Origin of the sequence: Bacillus cereus group sp. N11 (genome assembly GCF_016483605.1) — a bacterium.
Classification (GTDB): Bacteria; Bacillota; Bacilli; order Bacillales; family Bacillaceae_G; genus Bacillus_A; species Bacillus_A toyonensis.
On record NZ_JAEHBN010000050.1, the window covers coordinates 1 to 639 of the forward strand.

Sequence of the window (639 nt, forward strand, 5' to 3'; positions counted from 1 at the left end):
GATTACCGCAGCTTCTAGTTCATCTATATAGAACTTTGCCTTTTCTTTTTTATATTTATGTACAAATTTATTTTTATTGGCATTCGCCTTAATGTGTGTAGAATCTGTCATCAACGCACGTCCTCCCACCATACGGTGCTCGGTCGCTTGACTCACAATCTCATCAAAAATTTCTTCGAAAATATTTGTATGAATGAAACGAGTACGGCGATTCCAACTGATTGTAGAATGATCTGGAATTGTATCTGATAGAGAAAAACCTAGAAACCAACGGTAGGCAATATTCGTTTTGATCTCCTTTTCCAATTGTCGCTCTGAACGAATACCATAAAAATATCCGATAAACATCATCTTAAATAAAACGATAGGGTGAATTGACGGACGACCATTGTTTTCACAGTAATAAGGGCGTAACTTTTCCTCAATAAAATCAAAACTGATTGTCGCTTCAATCGCACGAAGGAAATGGTCTTGCGGAACTAATTCTTCTACAGAAACGGATACACGCTCATCACGATGATTTTTTAAAGCACCCATCATAAAAAATCTCTCCTTTACCTCTTTTTTATCAGTGTTGACACATAAAAAGAGGTTCAGACACATAAACAGGCTGTGGAGAAGACTTTCTCCACAGCCTGA

General features: G+C 37.2%; 1 protein-coding gene. It reads right to left on the minus strand.

Features of this window, described 5'->3' with window-relative positions:
- Positions 1–540: transposase (locus JDS98_RS29580; protein ID WP_199634631.1), on the minus strand; the 540-nt coding region annotated here is incomplete at its 3' end.
- Positions 541–639: the final 99 nt, after the last annotated feature.